This is a genomic window from Dickeya aquatica (genome assembly GCF_900095885.1).
GTDB lineage: Bacteria > Pseudomonadota > Gammaproteobacteria > Enterobacterales > Enterobacteriaceae > Dickeya > Dickeya aquatica.
Genome location: NZ_LT615367.1, coordinates 4,081,330 through 4,101,383, shown reverse-complemented (window position 1 = coordinate 4,101,383; position 20,054 = coordinate 4,081,330). Strand labels below are relative to the sequence as shown.

At 51.4% G+C, this 20,054-nt stretch carries 19 protein-coding genes and 1 pseudogene; 14 read left to right on the top strand and 6 right to left on the bottom strand.

What is annotated here, in order from left to right:
- Positions 1 to 73: 73 nt before the first annotated feature.
- The gene (locus DAQ1742_RS18645; RefSeq protein ID WP_035344630.1) at positions 74 to 1,204 is read right to left on the bottom strand and encodes a polysaccharide lyase; all 1,131 of its coding nucleotides are present in this window, start codon (positions 1,202 to 1,204) and stop codon (positions 74 to 76) included.
- A 466-nt stretch (positions 1,205 to 1,670) separates the two neighbouring features.
- Positions 1,671 to 2,798, bottom strand: coding sequence for a polysaccharide lyase (locus tag DAQ1742_RS18640; RefSeq protein WP_035344629.1), 1,128 nt, complete (start codon positions 2,796 to 2,798; stop codon positions 1,671 to 1,673).
- Between the two features lie 432 nt (positions 2,799 to 3,230).
- Here DAQ1742_RS18640 and DAQ1742_RS18635 point away from each other — a divergent pair, with 432 nt between their 5' ends.
- The 9 genes from DAQ1742_RS18635 (at position 3,231) to DAQ1742_RS18595 (ending at position 14,180) form a co-directional block, all read left to right on the top strand.
- On the top strand, positions 3,231 to 4,604 hold the full coding sequence (locus DAQ1742_RS18635) for a pyridoxal-dependent decarboxylase (RefSeq protein WP_232046556.1): 1,374 nt from the start codon (positions 3,231 to 3,233) through the stop codon (positions 4,602 to 4,604).
- A gap of 1 nt (position 4,605) precedes the next feature.
- Positions 4,606 to 5,736 (top strand): ligand-gated ion channel, encoded by a 1,131-nt coding sequence (locus tag DAQ1742_RS18630; protein ID WP_232046553.1) that lies wholly within the window; start codon positions 4,606 to 4,608, stop codon positions 5,734 to 5,736.
- Positions 5,733 to 7,022, top strand: coding sequence for a PDC sensor domain-containing protein (locus tag DAQ1742_RS18625; protein WP_035344627.1), 1,290 nt, complete (start codon positions 5,733 to 5,735; stop codon positions 7,020 to 7,022). The genes DAQ1742_RS18630 and DAQ1742_RS18625 overlap by 4 nt, the downstream gene beginning before the upstream one ends.
- Positions 7,019 to 8,161: an MFS transporter gene (locus tag DAQ1742_RS18620; RefSeq protein ID WP_035344625.1), complete on the top strand. Its 1,143-nt coding sequence runs from the start codon at positions 7,019 to 7,021 to the stop codon at positions 8,159 to 8,161. Before DAQ1742_RS18625 ends, DAQ1742_RS18620 begins: the two co-directional genes overlap by 4 nt.
- A gap of 179 nt (positions 8,162 to 8,340) precedes the next feature.
- Positions 8,341 to 8,967, top strand: a complete 627-nt coding sequence (locus DAQ1742_RS18615) for a glycoside hydrolase family 19 protein (protein WP_035344623.1) — start codon at positions 8,341 to 8,343, stop codon at positions 8,965 to 8,967.
- 481 nt (positions 8,968 to 9,448) lie between these two features.
- Positions 9,449 to 11,413 carry a PatA/PatG family cyanobactin maturation protease gene (locus DAQ1742_RS18610; protein WP_371327850.1) on the top strand — a complete coding sequence of 655 codons (1,965 nt, stop codon included), beginning with the start codon at positions 9,449 to 9,451 and terminating at the stop codon, positions 11,411 to 11,413.
- 219 nt (positions 11,414 to 11,632) lie between these two features.
- Positions 11,633 to 11,785 (top strand): hypothetical protein, encoded by a 153-nt coding sequence (locus DAQ1742_RS18605; protein ID WP_180706191.1) that lies wholly within the window; start codon positions 11,633 to 11,635, stop codon positions 11,783 to 11,785.
- Positions 11,786 to 12,120: 335 nt separating this feature from the next.
- Entirely contained in the window at positions 12,121 to 12,384 is a 264-nt protein-coding gene (locus DAQ1742_RS18600) for a helix-turn-helix domain-containing protein (RefSeq protein WP_145916218.1), read from the top strand.
- Positions 12,385 to 12,965: 581 nt separating this feature from the next.
- Positions 12,966 to 14,180: a helix-turn-helix domain-containing protein gene (locus DAQ1742_RS18595; protein WP_035344621.1), complete on the top strand. Its 1,215-nt coding sequence runs from the start codon at positions 12,966 to 12,968 to the stop codon at positions 14,178 to 14,180.
- A 158-nt stretch (positions 14,181 to 14,338) separates the two neighbouring features.
- On the opposite strand, the gene DAQ1742_RS18590 is transcribed toward DAQ1742_RS18595, so the two are convergent.
- Positions 14,339 to 14,662, bottom strand: coding sequence for a helix-turn-helix domain-containing protein (locus DAQ1742_RS18590; RefSeq protein WP_035344618.1), 324 nt, complete (start codon positions 14,660 to 14,662; stop codon positions 14,339 to 14,341).
- The gene (locus DAQ1742_RS18585; protein ID WP_180706190.1) at positions 14,646 to 15,008 is read right to left on the bottom strand and encodes a type II toxin-antitoxin system RelE/ParE family toxin; all 363 of its coding nucleotides are present in this window, start codon (positions 15,006 to 15,008) and stop codon (positions 14,646 to 14,648) included. The genes DAQ1742_RS18590 and DAQ1742_RS18585 overlap by 17 nt, the downstream gene beginning before the upstream one ends.
- Before the next feature lie 215 nt (positions 15,009 to 15,223).
- Between DAQ1742_RS18585 and DAQ1742_RS20820 the strand changes: the two are divergent.
- From DAQ1742_RS20820 to argD, 5 genes and pseudogenes are all read left to right on the top strand, one after another.
- Positions 15,224 to 15,403, top strand: a pseudogene (locus tag DAQ1742_RS20820) (helicase RepA family protein); the annotation flags it as partial.
- 129 nt (positions 15,404 to 15,532) lie between these two features.
- Positions 15,533 to 15,853 carry a type II toxin-antitoxin system RelE/ParE family toxin gene (locus DAQ1742_RS18575; protein ID WP_035344614.1) on the top strand — a complete coding sequence of 107 codons (321 nt, stop codon included), beginning with the start codon at positions 15,533 to 15,535 and terminating at the stop codon, positions 15,851 to 15,853.
- Positions 15,843 to 16,127 (top strand): helix-turn-helix domain-containing protein, encoded by a 285-nt coding sequence (locus tag DAQ1742_RS18570; protein ID WP_033568481.1) that lies wholly within the window; start codon positions 15,843 to 15,845, stop codon positions 16,125 to 16,127. Before DAQ1742_RS18575 ends, DAQ1742_RS18570 begins: the two co-directional genes overlap by 11 nt.
- A 205-nt stretch (positions 16,128 to 16,332) precedes the next feature.
- Positions 16,333 to 16,908 carry an aminodeoxychorismate synthase component II gene (locus DAQ1742_RS18565; protein WP_035344609.1) on the top strand — a complete coding sequence of 192 codons (576 nt, stop codon included), beginning with the start codon at positions 16,333 to 16,335 and terminating at the stop codon, positions 16,906 to 16,908.
- Positions 16,909 to 17,028: 120 nt separating this feature from the next.
- Positions 17,029 to 18,252 (top strand): bifunctional acetylornithine/succinyldiaminopimelate transaminase, encoded by a 1,224-nt coding sequence (gene argD, locus DAQ1742_RS18560; protein WP_035344607.1) that lies wholly within the window; start codon positions 17,029 to 17,031, stop codon positions 18,250 to 18,252.
- Between the two features lie 53 nt (positions 18,253 to 18,305).
- On the opposite strand, the gene ulaR is transcribed toward argD, so the two are convergent.
- Both ulaR and DAQ1742_RS18550 read right to left on the bottom strand, forming a co-directional pair.
- Positions 18,306 to 19,079, bottom strand: a complete 774-nt coding sequence (gene ulaR / locus DAQ1742_RS18555) for an HTH-type transcriptional regulator UlaR (RefSeq protein WP_035346365.1) — start codon at positions 19,077 to 19,079, stop codon at positions 18,306 to 18,308.
- A gap of 97 nt (positions 19,080 to 19,176) precedes the next feature.
- Positions 19,177 to 20,049 carry an L-ribulose-5-phosphate 3-epimerase gene (locus DAQ1742_RS18550; RefSeq protein ID WP_035344605.1) on the bottom strand — a complete coding sequence of 291 codons (873 nt, stop codon included), beginning with the start codon at positions 20,047 to 20,049 and terminating at the stop codon, positions 19,177 to 19,179.
- Positions 20,050 to 20,054: the final 5 nt, after the last annotated feature.

The following is a 20,054-nucleotide window of genomic DNA, read 5'->3' as shown; positions in this document are numbered from 1 at the left end:
GATAACGGCTCCACCCGAGGCTATCGGGTGGAGCACAGCGTCTCACGCAGGTGTGAGACGCAGGGGGCGGTACTTATTTACCGCACGCGGCGGCGGTCAGTGTGGCCAGGTTTTTGCCAACACCGGCGTAGCTAGCCAGTTTGTCTTTCACACACTGGGCGCTGACCGGGCTGTAGCTATAAGGTACGGTTGGATACGTCCCGGTAGATGTCCAGGCATCGGCGTTTTTATACGCTTTGGTGTCTGCATCCCAGGTAATGTTATAGGTAGCAAAATCAGCCGGTTTGGTGATGTTGTTGCCTTTGAGTACCCAGGTGCCGAAGTTGCTGCCATCGTAACGGGATGTGACCGGGTCAACGGCGTTTTCAAACCAGTTGTTTTCGATCAGCGCTTTACCGTTCTGACGCACGTTGATGCCAGAGCTGGTGATTTTGGTGTACAGGTTGTTATAGGTATGAACGTTACCACCGCGTTGTAACGGCAGACGGGCATTCACGTCGCTGTAGATGTTGTGATGATAAGTGATGTTGCGTTCAGCGCTATCGGTGGCGCTGAAGCCTGCCAGACCGACTTTCTTCACACCGTGAATGTAGTTATAAGAGATGGTGACGTAAGTCGCGCCTTTTTTGATATCAAAGGCAGACTCAAAGGTGGTATCGCCATCTTTGGTACCATCACACTCGTGGTTGGCGGCAAACAGTTCGTTGTGATCAAGCCAGACGTTCGGCGAGTTGTCGATACGGAACATGTCGCCGTCTTGTGCGCCACCCGGCAGGTAGCCGATACGCATGTTACGAACGACCACATTCTCAGAGTTCACAATCCAGATACCAAAGTTGGCAGATGAGCCGTTAGCACCAATGATGGTGATGCCTTTGGTGAAATCTTTGATTTCCACGCCACGGGCGTCTTTGGCGGATTGACTACAGATATCGGCAGCCGCCGCGTTGATCAGGCTGTCTTCATTGCCGGTATAAGTAATAATCAGCGGGTAGGCACCGCCTTTCACTTTCTTACCGTTAGCGTCAAGTTTGGCGTCATCGATAATTTTTACAATGTCCTGCATCGAAGCGGCGGTCTTCTTCACCGCACCGGCGACATCACCGCCGTCTGTCTTGGTATAACCACCAGTATCCGCAGCCAGACTGGCGTGGCTCAGTGCCAGCAGTAAACCTGCGGCAATCGGGGCAACTAATGCTTTCATGTGTCGAGTTCCTGTTTTCGAGAGTAGTGTGATGGGCATTTATCGATCCACATGCCCTTATGTTATCGGTTGGTGCGGTAGGGGCGTCCCATCTGTCGCTTTCCTGCAACGTGAGGTCATCGGCATAGATAAGTAAAACCGAATCGCACAAATCAACCTGTGCTCAGTTTTAGCGCAAAAGAGAAACATTTCAATAGTTGGAACGCCGGTTCATTATCAGTATTGATTATGTTTTTTTGAATTTTGACAGGCGTCACTTTTGTTGGTCAGAGTTCATACCTCTCGGTTATAACCATTAATAATTAAAAAATGCTGAATTATTAGCTTTGATAGCAACGGCGGCTATCAGGGAGATAACTGCATACAAAAATGCAACATTCGCCGATGACGCAGGATTGTGAGTGCCATCACAAAGCGGGCCGAAGCCCGCTTAAATTGAACGCTGTTGACACCCTGGTCAGGGGAATTACTGGCAGGCCGCACTGGTGAGCGTTGCGAGGTTTTTATCCACCCCGGCGTAGTTGGCCAGTTTGTTTTTCACACACTGGGCGCTGACCGGGCTGTAGCTGTAGGTAACGGCAGGGAATGTTCCGTTGGATGTCCAGCTATCCGCATTGACATACGGCTTGGTGTCGCCATTCCAGGTAATGTTGTAGGTAGCGAAATCGGCCGGTTTGGTAATGTTGTTATTTTTCAGCACCCAGGTGCCGAAATTTTTCCCATCATAGCGTGATGTGACGGGGTTCACCGCGTTCTCAAACCAGTTGTTTTCAATCAGTGCCTGGCCATTCTGGCGCACATTCAGGCCAGAGCTGGTGACATTGCCGTACAGGTTGTTATAGGCATGCACCAGGCCGCCACGTTGCAGCGGCAGGCGGGCGTTAACGTCGTTATACAGGTTGTGGTGATAGGTGATATTGCGGCCGGTATCGCTGGAGCTTGAGCCATCCAGGCCGACTTTTTTCACCCCGTGGATGTAGTTGTAAGAGACGGTCACGGTATCCGATGCGCCCTTGATATCCACGGCGGATTCAAAGGTGGTGTCGTTATCCGGTGTACCGGGGCACTCATGGTTCGCCGCAAACAGCTCGTTGTGATCAATCCATACGCTCGGCGAATCATCCACCCGGATCATGTCGCCATCTTTCGCGCCGCCCGGCAAATAGCCAATACGCATGTTCTGTACCACGACGTCAGATGACTTTTTAATCCAGATACCAAAGTTGGCCGATGAGCCTTTAGCACCGATGATGGTGACACCTTTGGTGAACTCCTTGATTTCCACGCCACGCGGGTCCTTACTCCACTGCGAACAGATGTCAGCGGCGGCGGCGTTGATCAGGCTGTCTTCGTTGCCGGTGTAGGTGATAACGAGAGGATAAGCACCGCCTTTGACCTTCTTGCCATTGGCGTCCAGACGCGCAGCGGCAATGATATCGACGATATCCTGCATGGAATTGGCGGTTTTACTGACTGCGCCAGCCACGTTACCACCTGCCGTAACGGCAAAGCCTCCGGTATCGGTAGCCGCCATTGCGGTTTGACTTAATGCCAGTAACAGCCCGGCGGTAATCGGGGTAATGAGTGCTTTCATCGAAAGTGTTCCTTTGTTTTTAAACCATAACCATGATGGAGTGGGCGGAGTGATTCCCTGTGCCCGCGTAACGGGAGTGACAAGACACAATGAATAAATCCATTCGATGTATTCCTGTCACCCTGCGTCAGTTTTAGTGCAAAAATAACGCAATTCAACCAATGGAATGCCATTTCACTATCTGGATCGAAAAGAATTTTTAATAGTTTTGAGCGGGCTCACGATCGCGTGCTGGAAAGGGGTAATAGGAAACTTATTAGGAAACCTTCATGGTTTTGCTTTGGAACTAATTGTCGCACCCATCACGCCGGATAGTTTTCTCTTCAATGCTCACCCCCGTATTTCCACGTCAAAGCGCCGCGCCAGCCTGACGTGCGACTCCTTACCCTGCTGCTAACACTCCCGATATCACCTCAAGCAAGCAGGTAACACATGATGCAACAAACGGATGAACTGACCATTGCGCCCGAAGGGCTGCACGATGTGACACGAAGGCGAAAATTGCGTGATTATGGTGCGCAAATGGCTGAAAAACAGCGCTATTTTGCGGGTTTTCAAACCAATCAGCAGGGCGAGTTTGACGCACAACTGCGACCACTGCTGGAGATGAACCTGTTGAATTTGGGCGACAGCGATGAAGCCGGGGCTTATCAGGTCAACAGCAAACCGTTCGAGCGCGCCGTGGTGGATTATTACGCCCGCCTGTGGAAGATGCCGTCACCCTATTGGGGATACCTGACGGCGATGGGGTCAACCGAGGGCAATATGTTCGGGCTATGGAACGCGCGCGACTTTCTGTGCGGTGCGGCCACGATGGCGTGGCCTGCGCTGACACGCGTGCGTTATGCGCCGGTGGTGCTCTATAGCGCCAGCAGCCATTACTCGATTGCCAAGGCCTGCCGGTTACTACGACTGGCAACCCCCGCAGAGATTGGGCCGATGCTGGGGCGTTGCCCGTTGAATAACGGTATCTGGCCACAGGCGCTGGCGTGTGATGAGCGCGGCCGCATTGATGTGCCTGCCTTGCTGCAACTGGTGACCTTTTTCCACCGTTATCGGCGGCCGGTGATTATCTGCCTGACCTGCGGTACCACCTTTAGCGGAGCCTGTGATGACTGGCAGCAGATAAGCGCGTGGCTTGGGCAAAATTTGCCGCCCAACAGCGCCGAACAACGCAGTTATTGGTTGCATATGGATGGCGCACTCGGGGCGAACTACCTGTCATTTTGGCCGGAGCCGGAAGGGCGGAAACTGGCGATTGATGGTCAACTGGCAGCCCTGCATTCCCTGTGCGCCAGCCCGTATAAATGGCTCAGTATGCCCTGGCCGTGCGGTGTGGTGATGCTGGATGCGCGCTATCGCACCGCTGCGATGGAAAGCCCTCACTATATCGGCAGCCGTGATGCCACGCTTTCCGGCTCCCGACCCGGCCTGTCAGCCGTGGTGCTGTGGAATCAGCTCTGCCGCCTGGGGGATGCCGGGCAGCGCTCGCTTATCCAGCAATGCTACGACATGCAGCGCTACCTCCATCAGCAATTACGTTTTCTGTTTGCAAGGCTCGACCCGACGCAGACGCGTTTACGCCTGCTCCCCCTGTTACCGGGGTCGCTGATGGTGCAGTTTAGTGCGCCGAACCCGACTCTCATCGAGCAGTATTCTTTGTCTTGCGAGTGGGTCGAGGTGCACGGAAAACGCCAACGGCTGTGCCATGTAGTGGTACTGCCGCATTGCCAGCGCGCCCGGCTCGACAGCCTGGTGTGGGCGCTGGGCCGCCCGGGCGCATTTTTGCCAAACGAGGAGGTATAAGATGCGATATCTGCTGTGGCTTCTGTGCGGTTATTGGCTGCTGTCTTTGGCCGCATACGCCGACCCCCTTGCCACCTCTGCACCCATGATACCGGTGCTAAACCGTCCGATTGCGGCTAATCATCCAGTGGCGTTAAACCGGCCGGTGTCATCCAGCCAAACCACGCCACCAGAACCCGAGCCAGACGCTCAACCGGTAGACGTTAACGTCAGCCTGTTTATTAATAAAATCTACGGGGTGAACACGCTAGAGCAGACCTATAAAGTGGATGGCTATATCGTGGCACAGTGGAGCGAAAAACCCCGCAAGACGCCGCAGGGAAAACCACTGGTGGTTGAAAATGCCCAGATAGAGCGCTGGATAACCCGTGGCTTGTGGGTGCCGACGCTGGAGTTTATCAATGTGGTGGGCAGCCCGGATATCGGCAATAAACGGCTGATGCTGTTTCCCGACGGGCGGGTGATTTATAACGCCCGCTTTCTCGGGACGTTCAGCAACGACATGGATTTTCGTTTATTCCCGTTTGATCACCAGCAGTTTGTGCTGGAGCTGGAGCCGTTTTCCTTTAACAACCAGCAACTGCGGTTTAATTCTGTGCGGGTTTACAACGAGAACATCGATAACGAAGAGATAGACGAGTGGTGGGTCAGGGGCAATGCGCAAACCCGGATAAGCGACGTGCGTTACGATCACCTCAGCAGTGTGCAACCGAACCAGAACGTCTTCTCCCGCATCACGGTACAACTGGATGCCGTGCGTAACCCTTCTTACTACCTGTGGAGTTTTATTCTGCCGCTCGGGCTGATTATTGCTGCGTCATGGAGTGTGTTCTGGCTGGAGTCTTTTGCCGAGCGATTACAAACCTCGTTTACGTTGATGCTCACCGTGGTGGCTTATGCCTTTTACACCAGCAATATTCTGCCGCGCCTGCCTTATACCACCATCATTGACCAGATGATCATCGCCGGATATGGCAGCATTTTCGCCGCCATTTTGCTGATTATCTTCGCCCATCATCGCAAGATGCGCGGTGTTGGCGGTGAGTGGCTGATTCGGCGCTGCCGGTTGATTTTTCCACTGGGGATTTTAGTCATCAGCGGCGTGCTGATCGCCCGAGGGGTGAGCTTATGACGCGTTTATCAACACGGGGAGCGCTGGCAGAGGCGGTATTCGCCAGCCTGATTTTCGTGGCGCTATTGGGTTTTTCCACCTACATGGTGTACCACAAGTCCATCAACGCGCTGGAGCAGGAGATCAAAATAGGCTTGTTGTCTACGGTGCGCGCGGCTGCCTCAACGCTGGCAGGCGAACAGTTTCAGACCATTAGCGCCAACACATCGCGCGATGACCCGCACTATCAGCAACTGGCCGCACAACTGGAGCGGATACGCCAGGCATCCCAGGATGTGCGCTATATCTACACCACGATACAAGACGATGAGCAGGTGCGTTTTGTGGTCAATCCCAGCCCGCAAAATGACAACGACGGGGATGGCCTGCCTGACTTGCCTCCGGCGCTGATGCAGGTGTATGACCATGCGCCAGCGGAGTTGGTCAGTGCCTTACAACGCCATCAAACCGGAGTGTCAGACCAGCCGTACCGGGACGAATGGGGCATCTTCATTAGCGCGTATGCACCGTTTTACGACAGTCACGGCACCTTTTGCGGTGTGCTGGCGATGGATCTGGAGCTGTCGAGCTTCTATCAGCGGCTGGAAGCGCTCAATCAGGTATTTCGTAAAGCCATTATTACCATCGTTTTTTTAGGCCTGGTGGTGGGGCTGGCGGTCTGGTGGATGCGGCGCAACAGCCAGCAGGTGCGTGAGCAGTTAGTCAGCCGCGATAGCGCCTATGCGGCTTTGTTACAGGCGACGTCGCCGCTGCAACTGGCGCGGATGCATGACTGGCCATTACCGCTGTGTTTCTTGCGTGGCGGGCCGCCTGCTGCGCCCGCTGAGCTGCCGGTGTATCACGAGATATGCCCTGCGCCGTTTGCCTGGCAACAGCATGATTTACATGCGTGGTGGCAGGCTGCTGCGGCTGCGCTGGCTCCCTGCCCGCGTTCAACCTTAACCCTGCACCTGACCGGGCCGCTGGAAGCGCATTTTTCCCCCGACTATTACCAGCATTTCTGGCAGCACAGCCTGCAACTGTGGCGACAACTGGTGCAACAACCGCTGGTGATTGATGTCCGTTTGCATGAAGAGGCGCTGCTGCATTGGGTGATATCCATACACCTGACATTCACTGATAACACCGCCGAGAAACCTGCGAGTGATGAGGCTGACCCAGGGTGGTGGCCGGTCTTTTTGCACTGGCAGGGTCAGGCGGAGTCAGCCCAGGTGACGCTGTTTTCGCCCGCAAAAGGGCATTTATGCCTGCACTGGCGGGTAGCGAAATTCCCCGAGGGGGCATGATGCGACGTCAATTTGCTGTGTTATTTATTGTACAAACCTTTTTCATTCAACTGGTTTCCGGCATTAACTACGTCACTATTCCGGTGCTGATGAGCCAGCAGGGCAACAGCAATCTGTGGGTTGGGCTGGCGATGTCGTGTGAAATTATCGGCGTGTTGCTGTTTCATCAACGCCTTAACCGGCTGATTCAACGCGTGGGGCTGGTGTGGGCGGCACTGCTGTTGGTGGTGTTACGTGCGGCACTGTGCGCCAGTATGGCCTGGCAGCAGTATTACCCCGGCTGGCTGGCGACGATTCTGGGCTACGGGGTGTGCACCGGCATGCAACTTATCTTGCTGCAAACCTGGCTGAATCAGTTGCCGTTACGGCGTCGTGGGCTGGTGATGGGGCTATTTTCGGCGGCTTTATCACTCGGCGTTGCGCTGGGGCCGGTGATGTTGCAGATGCTGGCCTTGTCGATGCCACACCGTTTTTTCCTGACGGCGTTACTGAGCCTGAGCGCGCTGCTGCTGGTGTGGGTGGCGGGCATCAGCCCGCCAACTGACGAGGTGGCATTGGTGCGTTTTCGCTTTGTCTGCCGCCATGCCCGCGCCATTTTGGTTTCCGCCCTGGTCGGGGGCATCAGCTTTTATGGCTTGCCCAATTTTTTGATGCTCTATGGCATCAGCGACGGGCTTGGCGAAGCGCGCGCATCGTTGCTGATGACCATGTTCATGCTCGGCAGTGTGACGCTTGGTATGGTCGTCAGCCTGCTATCCGATTGGGTGAACCGGCAGTGGATCGTGGTGTGTTGTATTTTCTGCTCGGTCGTCTGTGCGGTGTTTCTGGCTTTGGCGGTCTATTCCGATTATGGCGCAACGCTGTGTTTACTCTATGTCTGGGGCGGCTGCATGGGTGGCATTTACAGCATTGGGTTATCGCTGCTTGGCGATCGGTTTCACCCGCGTCAACAGATGTCTGCCAACATGAGCTACACCATGATGGACTCGCTGGGCGGCATTGCCGGGCTGATTGGCATCGGTTTTATGATGGACCGTATGGGGTCGGAAGGGATGACGCTGGTGCTGGTAGTCGTGGGCTGTGCGTTCCTTTGCTATCTGGTGTGGGAGCTGGTTGAACACCAGACACCCTTCCAGTAATGACGTTTCGCCACGCAGCCGGAGCGGCGATACACACCGGCTGCGTGGCAGCACACGACACATCAGCTATTTGCCCGATTTTGCTGCGTATCTGCCAGCCTTTTGCCGATATCTCCCCAAGAGCGCGCGCCCCTTTCCTCTGCAAACTGGCGCTATTCGACATCATAAGGAGAAAACCCATGAGCCTTGAAATCAGTCAGGAAAAATTAAAAAAAGTGATGACCGCAGCCAGTGCCGATGATCTGGCGCAGTTTCAGCCTGCATTGCAAAAAGAGTGTCTGGCGGCCGGTCTTGATACGGTATTGCGCTTTGCGCATTTTATCGCCCAGATAGCCCATGAAAGTAGCGAGCTTCGTGCCCGGGTCGAGAATTTGAATTACAGCGCCAAGGGGCTGCGCTCAATATTCGGGCGCTATTTCACGACCGATGACATGGCCGCCCAGTATGAGCGCAAGCCGGAATCGATAGCCAATATTGTCTACGCCAACCGCATGGGGAATGGTGCAACCGAAAGCGGCGATGGCTGGAAATACCGCGGCCGCGGGTTGATTCAGTTAACCGGGCGTGACAACTACCATGCCTGCGGCAGTGCAATTGGTCAGGATTTACTGACCAACCCGGATCTGATTAGCCAAAACCCCGATGTATCGGTTGCTGCCGCCCTCTGGTTTTGGAAAAAAAATGGCTTGAGCGAGCTTGCCGATCGGGACGATATCAATACCATCACCCGCCGGATTAACGGGGGGCTCAACGGCCTGGTTGATCGCAAAAATTATCTGGCAAAAGCGAAACGCGCGTTTGGTTAACGCGGCGACAGGCGTAGCCGAGGGGGACGTGAACGTCAGGAACCCGGTTACGCCGTTGTCAGCGATGTGAGAAATGTACGGCATATATTCAGTAAACATACAGTGTCTGGCACGGATATTTAAATTAAGTCATTGAATTTTATGTTTTTCATATAAATGATACTAAAGTGATACCAAAATATTTTTAAAGTGGCGTTAGGATAAGTTCATCAACAAAATATAAATAACCTTTACCCATGTGTGCCATGAATGAGGACGTCTGACGGTATGATTTATTCGAATCATCATGAAATAGCGGCGGATAATTTATTTATTTTTAGTGTTAATTTTTGTGTGGAAAATTTGGTTTCTCTATGGTGAAAGAAATAATGTTTCATGAATGAGATGCGATTCGTGATGAAAATCGGAAATCGTGATTTCAGGCAGTTAATGCTAATTGAAACACCGGGGATTTTTAATTCCATATTCAGGAAAGAGAATGATGATGAACCCATCAAACCATCATGCTGTGTTAGCTGATAATCCGCTTGCAGGATTACAGCAATTAGGGATAAATGGAGAAGGAATAAAGGTCGCTATTATTGATGGTGCTATTGATGGTCATCATCCCGTTTTGAATCATTTAAACATTGAATGCCTTTCTGGCTGTGAGAATAAAAGTACCTCACACGGTACGGCTGTATGCAGCATTATTGGTGGCCAGGGTGTAGGTATTGCACCAGATGTGAATATTGTCAGCATTCCTGTATTTCATGAGGATGAAAGAGGAAATATACAAGGGTGTTCAGAACGCGCTATGGCAAAAGCGATCCGCGATGCCAGATTACATGGCTGCCATATTATTAATATCAGTGGTGCATCCTTGTCATCGAATGGTCATGGTACGGATGAACTGCGTAAAGCCGTCGAGGATTGCGAACAACAAGGAATATTAATTGTTGCCGCTGTTGGTAATGAAGGGCGCAATAGTGAATCGTTACCGGCATCGATGGATTTTGTTTTGGCTGTCGGAGCCTGTGATAAAGAGGGATTACCCGCCTCATTTAATAACTACGGGTTGAAATTAAGAAGGAAAATGTTGCTGGCATCAGGTGTCTCAATCCCTGTTGCTACGCCGAATTATGATCTGTCTGTTGTATCCGGTAGCAGTTTTTCTGCCCCTGTGGTGTCAGCCATATCGGCACTGATAATGGGGGCGATGAATGTAGCAAACGATCGTCGTGCACCAGAAATGATACGGGACGTGCTGTTTAATACCGCCACCCCGTTAATGTTGTCAGCGACAGCGAATCGGGAGTCAGTGATATACCGATTAAATATTCAGAAATTATTCCGGCGCATAGCACAGGAATTTTATCACCAACCATCAAAAAGGATCATGACCATGTCAACTGAAGAAAATAATATTGAGCCTGTGGCGACAGAGCTGCTGGTTCCCTCCATCATCGACACTCACCAGGATATTATTCCGGCGGGTGAGACGTTTGCGGCACCGGTGAGTGCTGGCGTGGACGCAGGCACTGCGGTGGCCGTATCTGCACGAGACAGCGGGCTGTCACTGCCGAGGATCAGCGATCCGGCTGCGAATCATTATGTCCATGCTCCCGCCCGGCGAATTGTGCCGCAATCGTCTTCGCTGGATGCGCGCACCATTCGCGATCAGGAAAAGATCTTTGCTATCGGCCAGATTGGTTATGACTTTGGTACCGAAGCCCGCCTGGATTATTTCACTCAGGTCATGGGTAATAAAAGTGGTTATCCGTTTGATCCCGTCCATATGGCTGAGCATTTAAATACCGGTGATAACGCCGAGCAATCCAACGCATTAATCTGGACGTTAAAAATAGATGGTATTCCTGTTTATGCCATTAAACCGGATGCGCAATTCGCTGTGCTGGAATATGCACGACTAGTGGAATTCCTGTATGAACAGGAAACCAAAGGTGTCGAGCGTGTTTCTATTGCTGGCACCATCAGCGGTGAAACCCGGCTGTTTAACGGCCAGGTCATCCCGACCATCAGCCCGGTATTACGTGGCATGTTTAACTGGGAGTCTCAGGATATTTCCAAAATGCTCATGGGCGAAAGTGCCGTGGGTACGCCGAAATCCAAGGAGCTGGTTAACTTTATTAATCGTATTTATTACGAACTGCGTAACCGGGGCTATGAATCGAACGAACGTGCGATTAACTATGCCGCGACCAATGCGTATCAAATGAAAGAAATCTTTGATGATGCATTCGCTGAGGGGTTATTCCTCAACAAAATCAGTGCAGAGCGCAGCCCGGTTAGCCGCCCTGAATCAGATTGCTGGGACGTGGTGCTGGAGTTCTTTAACCCTAAAGAGCGCCTGACCGCCGCCCGAAAACTATATCGCTACACCATTGATGTCAGTGATGTAATGCCTATTACCATTGGCACATTGCGCAACTGGCATGCTTATTAATGTCATTGGTTATTGCAAACGATATTACCTTACCGTCGGCTTTGGTTTTTCATATTTAAACGCCGCATGTACGGCATGGAAAGATCTCTTTTGCAATCCATGATTTAAAACCAGTACCAGTTTTAAAAGAATCGAAAGTTTTAAATTTGCCACCATTCGGGGGCATTAACCTGGGGAAATCCCCAAATAAACTGTAAATAGACTCAAGGAGAAATACACATGAAACTTCCAACTCAGTCTCAGAACGTAAACCGCGCTAACCGTATCGCTGAAGCTAAAGCTGCTGGTGTTAACCCGGCTTTCTGGGGTGATGTACTGAGCGTGCTGAAAAAAGCAGGTCAGGGCGCGCTGGCCGGTGTACTGAACGGCTAATCCGTCAAAGTGCATGGCCCTGGGCCATGCACTTTTTCACATTCTAATAAAAAAATTATTCTTATGGCCCGCAATAAATGGCCAATGAAACCAGACTTATATCACGTTATTGACATCAGGGGATATCACGTTTAGCCAAATAATATCATAAAAAATTGATATGCATCTTTTGTGGTTTATGGCGTTACTCTCCGGCGCTTTCCCGGTTTAGAGACGTTAACGAGCGCGATGCCATGAAATTTGTGTATTAATTCTCATTGTAAAGAGGAAATTATGTCTAATAACGGAGTTTTAGTGAACACAGTTGTGATTAAAAATCTCAGGCTAAAAAAAAATTGAGTCAGGAGGAGCTGTCAGAGCGAAGTCTTGAGTCAAGGTGCTATATATCAATTGCAACAATAAAAAGAGCTGAACTGGGTAAGCCCGTATCAAGACAAACACTCCATAAGCTGGCTAAATTTTTTGATGTTGCCGTGGATAACCTGATCATGCCAGTCCGTGAACGTATTTATGATAATTTTAACTACAATGATTATGTTAATTTTGTTTTTTCAAGTTCTTATAAATCATTAATTCCTCATGATGCGAATAAAAACTAAAAATAGTGCGGGAGATTAATAGTCTATTTGTTTTTTGGGAAGTGGATGCGTTTTATCTTAATAATAAAAATGGAGGAATTTATGACAGTATGGCAAATATCACATAATAAGACAGCACATAGCCTAAATGGTTTTTATCCCTGTTTAATCAGCCCTTTCATGCTGATAGCTACATCGGCTGATGTCGTCACCGGACGAAAACTGACAGTTAGCATGAGCCCTCATACTCAAGAAAGTCATGATGGTTAAGTGTTAACAGTGTCAGGGAATACATTTATTTTCATCCCAAGGCATGGGTGAATAAACAGTAAAGGGACTTACTTTTATATTTTTATTTTTTATATCATGAATGACTTTATATTTTATTTGATGTGTTATGCATTATTTTAGTTGCACCGGCTCAATGTTTTTATCTGTTCATGATGGCTGTTGTATAAAAGGAGAGTAGTTTTCCTGGTTGCTTTTTTTATATCGAATAAATTTTATTAATATTCACTATAAGAGAAATGGCGAACCATGCAATAAGGAAAGCTATTTATCTGTAAATTATAACGTGCAAGTGTTGAATAAAGGATTTTCCCGTGAAAACAGAAAACAGACTATCTGATACACAGCACAGTATTCCCGCCGGGAATATCCCTTTCAATGGCTATGAACACCGTGGTTATGCCGGTGTGCATCATATCCCCGAATTTATTTTTTTGCCTTCAGCGTTGCGCGGGAAAATAGATCTTCTTTTATCTGCCGGAACGCCGCTGCTGTTATCCGGTGAGCCGGGGGCGGATTTATCGGAAGTGATGGCCTATATTCGCGCCAGACTGCTGGCCTTACAACACACATATCTTGAATTATCGCCGGATAACGATCTGGGGACTCAATTGGCGGCGATTGCCGATGATCTGTGCTCCCATCAGGCACAGGCACTCTGTTTCCTCGATTTTGATACGCTTACCGAGTCCCGGCGTCAGGACATTTTGCCGTATGTGCGGCAGATGCGTGACAGGCATGAGCGGCTGCAATGGCTGTTTTGCCTGCATGCACAGCAGCCCTATAGCCAGGCTGTACTGGCGCAATCGGCAGTGGATCTGGTGTCAGAATTGGGCGTGGAAATGTTATCCATCCCGGCATTAAAAGGGCGCACGCAGGATATCAATGAACTGATTCACAGCGCGAGTCTGGCTTACCGGCAGTCAGCCCGTCAGACGTTACACCCTGATGTGCTAAAGCGATTGCAGCAGTATGACTGGCCGGGCAATGTGCGCCAGCTATGGCACAGTATTGCGCGGTTATTGATGCTCAGTGATGAGACGGAAATTGATTTGCGCCAGGCCGGGCGCATTCTGCCGCATATTATGACGGCATCCACGGCCGGTGATGGGCGGCGGCTTATCAACCGGGCACTGTGTGACGCGATTTTGCATCGAGATAATCAGGCGCTCCAGCAGTTTCATCCGTCTGTTATCAAGGCGCTGATGTATTTGGGCGAACATTTTCAGCGTGAGGTGACGCTGATTGAGCTGGCGGAAAATGCCCATATCAGCCCGTCGCATCTCTCTTATTTGCTGAAAAATAGCCTGAGGCTGTCGTTTAAGCAGATTTTGAATCAGGTGCGTATTTTTTATGCCTGCCAGCGGCTCGAATGCCACCCAATGAGCCGGATAACCAATCTTTATCTCGATTGCGGTTATGGCGACCTGAGCCACTTCGAGAAGATGTTTAAGCGGTATACCGGGCTGACGCCGATTGAATTTCGCAAGCAATTTAACCCTGCGGTACTGCGTGATGAAACCGGGTGAGAGCCCGGTTTTGAACCGCTGTGCGCTGGCGTTCACACTCAGCCACGCGTCACGCGATGCGACCCTGCTTTTACCTGACCTGCTCACCATATTTTAACATTAGAGGATACTAGTAATGTCCGCTGTCAATCTATCTCCCCAAATAACCAGCCGATAACTCAAACCAACACCTTCAACCCATGCTTTTGCACCACGGTAAGCAGTTTCAGCGACAACCCGCTAGGGCGTTTTGCGCCGCTTTCCCATTTCTGCACTGTTGAAACACTGGTGTTCAGGTAGCGGGCGAAAACTGGCTGGCTGACGTTTAACTTCTCACGCAGCGCTTTAATTTCCAGTGGCTGAAGAAACTCGACACTGTTAAGGCACGCTTTGTCAAAATTGCGCATGGTTTCCTGTGGGATGGCATCAACGCTGAATAAGCCAGACGCGGCGCTGTGAATGGCCTCAAATGCCGGGCTTTTGAATTTACTTTTTGCAGTCATGGCAAATCTCCACCAGTTCTTTACGCTTAATCAGTGCCGTAATCTTTTCATCGGCAAGGTTGGCATAGTGCTTCGCCAGTTCGCGGAACCCGGCCAGTTCACGATCATCAATGTTCGCCATATCCTGCTTGGCATACAGGAACGTGTAAAACCAATGTTCCCCGCCTTTCGCCAGTATGATGGCGCGATCGCGGTTTTGGTTAAGGCGTTTCTTGTAAACGCCGCCGCCGAGATCATCCGCCTTTTTCCCCTGAGTCACCGCCTCAATGGCCTGACATAACTCACTATCCTTGATAGCGTGGGATTTAGCCGCCTTAGTAAACCATTTGGTTTTGAATACACGCATCAGGCCAGCATTCCATCCCTTAACTATAGCACTTGGTGCTAGATTACTCCCTTTTGATGAATATTCAAACTACCTGAAGTCTGCAAAATTCCGTCATAATTTTATCCACGCAACACCGCTGTTGATGACAGTAATGCCAGTCAGTTAAGCCACTGACTGGCGTTTTTTATACGCTTTTCCATATTTCTGCGGTCTTTCCTTCGCCACTCGCGGGAAGCGTCCGCTCGTACACGGCCAGTGGCGACGGCTGCACCCGCGCACTGGTGCGCGACGATATGCAGGCGATGGGGTTTGATGTCTCCAAAAAGTTTACCCGCTGGCTGGATAAACTCGTCAGGGATGACCGGATCGCGCTGTATGGTGAAAACATCGTGCCATTATCAAAACGCGGAACGTGGGGGTGTTTACTCATGGCTTACTCCGGCAGAGCATGCTGTGATCTTTCCTGCATTCAAAATATAACTTTTGAGTTATTATAACTTATAACTTATAACTTATAATCCCCCACAGATAAGGGGACTGACATGTATGAATTGATTTTTCACCCCGAAGCTGCAAGCGAAATTTATGACCTCGAACCTGTTATGCAGGCAAAGGCGCTTAAAGGGCTGGAAAAGCTTGAAGCTAGAGGGCCCGGGCTAAGATATCCCGACACGGACATCATTGAAGATGGATTGTTTGAGCTACGGGTTGGTAGAAAAGACATCAGCAGAACGTTTTTTGCTTACGCCAAAGGACGTAAGATCTATATTTTAAGGACATTCATCAAGAAAACCCCTAAGACCCCGAAAGCTGAAATAGCGCTGGCAACGTCAAGATGGGAGGAATTGCAAGATGGCAGTTAAAGGTATCCGATTTTCTGATGTTAAAGCGAAAGCGCTTTCTCATCCTGAAGTTAAAAAAGCGTATGAGGACGAAACTCAAGAAGAAGCGCTTCGCGCTGTTCTGATCGAAATGAAGTCCAGGTCAGGTCTGACAAGTACAGAGATCGCCGCTCGTATGGGGGTAAGCCAACCTGCGGTAAGCCGCCTTGAGAGAAATGTTTCCAGTGCCAGTATCTCAACCTTACAACGATATGCCGCGGCCTGCGGGATGCAGCTTAAGCTGTCACTGGGTTAGGATTAGCGCGGCATTCACACGTCGGATAGCCGACTGGCTGCTGTGCTGCCTGTTCCGGCCTGTTATTTTTATACGGTGCCAGACGCTATCCTGCTATTGCAGATGCAGATTTTTCGCCAAATAAGAAAAATTGCGGGTATTTTTGTGGGTATCGCAGAGTGCTATCCGTATTTTACTTATTATATATCAGTAAGTTAAATAAAACATGCTGCTGCTTATCGATAACTACGACTCCTTTACCTACAACCTCTATCAGTATTTTTGTGAGCTGGGCGCTCAGGTGCAGGTCAGGCGTAACGACACGCTGACGCTGGCCGATATCGAACAGTTAGCCCCACAGCAACTGGTGATTTCTCCTGGCCCCTGCACGCCGGACGACGCCGGTATCTCGCTGGCCGCCATCCACCACTTTGCCGGTAAATTACCGATTCTTGGCGTGTGCCTGGGTCATCAGGCGCTGGGTCAGGTTTTTGGCGCACGCGTGGTGCGGGCGCGCGAGGTGATGCATGGCAAAACCTCACCGGTGCGTCATACCGCGCAGGGGGTGTTTCGCGGGCTGGCGAATCCGCTGACGGTGACGCGCTATCACTCGCTGATTCTGGAACACGCCTCGTTGCCCGATTGCTTTGAGGTGACCGCCTGGACGGCGCGCGATGGCGCGATGGATGAGATCATGGGGGTGCGTCATCGCACCTTGCCGCTTGAAGGGGTGCAGTTTCACCCGGAAAGTATTCTCAGCCAGCAAGGGCACCAGCTATTGAGAAATTTCCTTGATTTATAGCCGGATAACCCGCACCACGCGCACACAGGCAGATTAGGGATTGCCTATTTTTGATTTTTTATGCATATTTATTGACTATATTTTCACTGGTAGTCACGGAATAACACGACGGGGCCGCAGATGGCGACAGAAAAAACAGCAGTAACACGGGATACATTCGACAAGGTTATTCTTCCGGTTTATGCACCTGCGCAGTTTGTGCCGGTAAAAGGCAAGGGAAGCCGGGTGTGGGATCAACAAGGCAAAGAGTACATCGACTTTTCCGGCGGTATCGCGGTGACGGCGCTGGGCCATTGCCATCCGGCGCTGGTGGCGGCGTTGAAAGAGCAGGGTGAAATGCTCTGGCACACCAGTAATGTGTTCACCAATGAACCGGCGCTGCGCCTGGCCAGCAAGCTGATTGCCGCCACCTTTGCCGACCGTGTGTTTTTTGCCAACTCCGGCGCAGAAGCCAATGAAGCGGCGTTCAAGCTGGCGCGCCATTATGCGATAACCCGCCACAGCCCGTACAAAACCAAAATCATTTCGTTTTATCAGTCGTTCCACGGTCGTACGCTGTTTACCGTATCGGTCGGCGGGCAGCCGAAATACGCCGACGGCTTTGGCCCGAAACCGGCGGATATCGTGCATGTGCCGTTTAACGATCTGGATGCCGTGAAAGCGGTAATGGATGACCACACCTGTGCGGTGGTGCTGGAGCCGATTCAGGGCGAAGGTGGCGTAACGCCAGCGACCCCTGAGTTTCTCAAGGGCGTGCGTGAACTGTGCGACCAGCATCAGGCGCTGCTGGTGTTTGATGAAGTGCAGTGCGGCATGGGGCGCAGCGGCAAGCTGTTCTCGTACATGCATTACGGCATTACGCCTGACATTCTGACCACCGCCAAAGCGCTGGGCGGCGGTTTCCCTGTCAGCGCCATGCTGACGACCGAAGAGATTGCGTCGGTGATGGCGGTTGGCACACACGGCACCACCTATGGCGGCAACCCGCTGGCGTGTGCGGTGGCGGAAGCGGCGCTGGATGTTATCAACACGCCGGAAGTGCTCTCGGGCGTGGCTGAAAATCATGCACGTTTCGTCAGTGCGCTGGAGCGCATTAATGCGCAGTACGCGATTTTTGATGAGGTGCGCGGTATGGGGCTGTTGCTCGGCGCGCAGTTAAAACCGGCCTGGCATGGTCGTGCCCGCGATTTTCTGGCGGCCTCGGCCGAGCTGGGGCTGATGATTCTGGTGGCGGGGCCGGATGTTATCCGGTTTGTGCCGTCGCTGGTGATTACACCGCAAGAGATAGACCAGGGCATGGCGCTGTTTGAAAAAGCAGTCGCGCAGGTGGTTCAGGGCGCATAAGCCTTATTGTTATTCGTGCCTGACGCGGTATCACCGGGTCAGGCACTCGTCAGTCACACCAATATTACATGGACGCCTTTATCACGTAGCCGGGCAACCACTTGCGCATCAGCATCGTTGCCAGTGATGAGAATATCTATCCTGTCTGAGGGGCAAAACAGCATTCCGGCACGTTGTCCTACCTTCGAACTATCCGCCAGCACTACCAACTGCCCGATATGATTGAGCATTTTTTGCTCGGCCATCGCCGTGAGCATGTCCATTTTGTATAAACCATCGGCAGTAATGCCTTTGCCGCTGGTAAACATCCAGTGCCCGGCGTACAGCGAGGAGATTTCATCCTGTGGTGCCAGCGTGATGGACTGTGATTTGTTGTATTGACCACCGATAATCACCACGCCGTCATGATCATGCTCAATCAGGTAGTTCGCCAGCGGGAAATAGTTGGTTATCACCTGTACATCCTGCCCGCAAATCTCCTGACCGAGTACAAACGCGGTCGAACCACAGTTGATAACCGCACTCTCACCGGGTTTGATGAGCGCCGCCGCTGCCTGGGCGATGCGCATTTTCTCTCCGTGATTAGAAAACTCACTGTGATTAAAATTCTCATGGCTGTTGAGCGGCGACCAGTGAGTTTTGGTTTGGGCGAGTGCTTCTGCGCCATTGCGCACCTTACGCAACTTACCGGAATCGTTCAGTTTATTGATATCACGGCGGGCGGTGGCGGGCGAAATATCAAAGGCTTGTATGATGCCCGTCACCGACAGGTGGCGTTTTTGATTGAGCAATTCCAGGATGGCGCTGTGGCGCTGAGCTTCTGTCATATCGTGCCTGATAATGATTGAATTTGATTTTTTTAAGATTATATCCCGCATGCGCGTGAATGACAGCCGTTCCTGAGATTCTTTTGATGACACCGGATTAGACCAGTATCAGCCCAGTTTGACGCCCTATCTCGGCCAGGCGCGAGCGGGCCAGCGTCAGGTTTTGCGCCCACTGCGCATCATTGGCCCACATCTCCAGCACCAGCGGGCCGTTGTAACCGATATCGGCCAGCGTCTGGAAGATGGCGCTAAAATCAACCTCGCCTTCACCAATCACCAAATCGCGGAATTGCCCCGGACTGCTGGCCGAGACTTTATGGGTGTCTTTGAGGTGGATCTGCACGATGTGATCGCAACTGAGTTTTAGCTCGGTACAGGTGTCGTAGTTCCAGCCAGTGATATTGCCCACGTCCGGGTAGGCCATGAAGTAAGGCGAGGGAATGGCTTTTTTCAGCACCTCAAATTTACTCAGTGAGTTGAGGTAGGGGGTATCCATGATTTCGACGCCCAGCATGATGCCTGCGCGCTCTGCCATGCGGGTGGCGGCTTTCATCCCTTCGATAAAGTGCTGATGCGTTTCGGCAGACGGGGTTTCGTAATAGACATCATAACCCGCCAACTGAATGCAGCGGATGCCCAGTTTGTAAGCCAGATTGATAGCCTGCGCCATGATGTCATGGGCTTTCTGGCGTATTGCCGGGTCGTGTGAGCCAAACGGAAAACGGCGGTGTGCGCTCAGACACAGGGATTGCAACGGGAAGTTGTGTTGTTCGCACACATGGCGCAGTTGATAGATTTCCGCATCGCTCCAGGCCAGACGCTGCAATTTGTCGTCAGATTCGTCCACCGACATTTCAATAAAATCAAAGCCCAGCTCTTTGGCCGCCAGGATCTTCTCTTCCCACGTCAGCGTGGCGGGCAGCGCCTTCTCATACAGCCCAAGGCGAAAGGGTTTGTTAAAGTTGTGCATGGTGC

Excerpts from the sequence above, each read along its gene's own strand:
- DAQ1742_RS18645 (WP_035344630.1), bottom strand. The coding sequence starts at position 1,204 with ATGAAAGCATTAGTTGCCCCGATTGCCGCAGGTTTACTGCTGGCACTG.
- DAQ1742_RS18640 (WP_035344629.1), bottom strand. The coding sequence starts at position 2,798 with ATGAAAGCACTCATTACCCCGATTACCGCCGGGCTGTTACTGGCATTA.
- DAQ1742_RS18635 (WP_232046556.1), top strand. The coding sequence starts at position 3,231 with ATGATGCAACAAACGGATGAACTGACCATTGCGCCCGAAGGGCTGCAC.
- DAQ1742_RS18630 (WP_232046553.1), top strand. The coding sequence starts at position 4,606 with ATGCGATATCTGCTGTGGCTTCTGTGCGGTTATTGGCTGCTGTCTTTG.
- DAQ1742_RS18625 (WP_035344627.1), top strand. The coding sequence starts at position 5,733 with ATGACGCGTTTATCAACACGGGGAGCGCTGGCAGAGGCGGTATTCGCC.
- DAQ1742_RS18620 (WP_035344625.1), top strand. The coding sequence starts at position 7,019 with ATGATGCGACGTCAATTTGCTGTGTTATTTATTGTACAAACCTTTTTC.
- DAQ1742_RS18615 (WP_035344623.1), top strand. The coding sequence starts at position 8,341 with ATGAGCCTTGAAATCAGTCAGGAAAAATTAAAAAAAGTGATGACCGCA.
- DAQ1742_RS18610 (WP_371327850.1), top strand. The coding sequence starts at position 9,449 with ATGATGAACCCATCAAACCATCATGCTGTGTTAGCTGATAATCCGCTT.
- DAQ1742_RS18605 (WP_180706191.1), top strand. The coding sequence starts at position 11,633 with ATGAAACTTCCAACTCAGTCTCAGAACGTAAACCGCGCTAACCGTATC.
- DAQ1742_RS18590 (WP_035344618.1), bottom strand. The coding sequence starts at position 14,662 with ATGACTGCAAAAAGTAAATTCAAAAGCCCGGCATTTGAGGCCATTCAC.
- DAQ1742_RS18585 (WP_180706190.1), bottom strand. The coding sequence starts at position 15,008 with ATGCGTGTATTCAAAACCAAATGGTTTACTAAGGCGGCTAAATCCCAC.
- DAQ1742_RS18575 (WP_035344614.1), top strand. The coding sequence starts at position 15,533 with ATGTATGAATTGATTTTTCACCCCGAAGCTGCAAGCGAAATTTATGAC.
- DAQ1742_RS18570 (WP_033568481.1), top strand. The coding sequence starts at position 15,843 with ATGGCAGTTAAAGGTATCCGATTTTCTGATGTTAAAGCGAAAGCGCTT.
- DAQ1742_RS18565 (WP_035344609.1), top strand. The coding sequence starts at position 16,333 with ATGCTGCTGCTTATCGATAACTACGACTCCTTTACCTACAACCTCTAT.
- argD (WP_035344607.1), top strand. The coding sequence starts at position 17,029 with ATGGCGACAGAAAAAACAGCAGTAACACGGGATACATTCGACAAGGTT.
- ulaR (WP_035346365.1), bottom strand. The coding sequence starts at position 19,079 with ATGACAGAAGCTCAGCGCCACAGCGCCATCCTGGAATTGCTCAATCAA.
- DAQ1742_RS18550 (WP_035344605.1), bottom strand. The coding sequence starts at position 20,049 with ATGCACAACTTTAACAAACCCTTTCGCCTTGGGCTGTATGAGAAGGCG.